The sequence below is a fragment of the Aquabacterium sp. A08 genome, assembly GCF_011742065.1.
The window spans coordinates 1-737 of record NZ_JAAQQT010000109.1; the positions used below are offsets into that span (position 1 = coordinate 1).

Annotated in this window: 1 protein-coding gene; it reads right to left on the reverse strand. The window is 62.4% G+C overall.

Features of this window, described 5'->3' with window-relative positions; all coding sequences use genetic code 11:
• Positions 1-737, reverse strand: a 737-nt coding sequence (locus HA630_RS00625) for an amino acid--tRNA ligase-related protein (RefSeq protein ID WP_305792597.1), incomplete at both ends; no start/stop codon positions are given.

Here is a 737-nt window from a genome sequence, read left to right on the forward strand (position 1 = left end):
CTCGGTCGGGTGGTTGCAGATGAAGGTCGGGTTCCAGAGCTTGTCTTCCACCGTTTCTTCAAAATACATCACCTGCAGGCCGGCCAGGCTGCGGCTGTCCAGGCGGTCTTTCACCGGGTCCATGCCCAGCTTCTTCAATTGCTGCACCAGCCAGTCGTGGCTGTCCACGTTCTCGCCGGCTTCGGTGTGCTTCAGGATCGCTTCGCGGATGGTCAGGCGCTCGAACGGCGCCTCCAGGTCCACGTCACGGCCCTGGTAGGTGAGCTGGGCGCTGCCGCAGACGCGGTGCGCGGCGTGGCGGATCAGTTGCTCGGTGAAGGCCATCAGGTCCAGGTAGTTCCAGTAACCCGCGTAGAACTCCATCATGGTGAACTCGGGGTTGTGCCGGACGCTGATGCCTTCGTTGCGGAAGTTGCGGTTGATCTCGAACACGCGCTCAAAGCCGCCCACGATCAGGCGCTTGAGGAACAGCTCGGGCGCGATGCGCAGGAACATGTCCTGCTCCAGCGCGTTGTGGTGCGTGACAAACGGCTTGGCGTTGGCACCGCCGGGAATGGCGTGCAGCATGGGGGTTTCCACTTCCAGAAACTCGTGCTGCACCATGAATTCGCGGATGCTGGTCACCGCCAGGCTGCGTGCCATGAAGCGCTTGCGCGCCTGCTCGTCGGTCATCAGGTCGACGTAGCGCTGGCGGTACTTGATTTCCTGGTCGTGGATGCCGTGGAACTTGTCCGGCA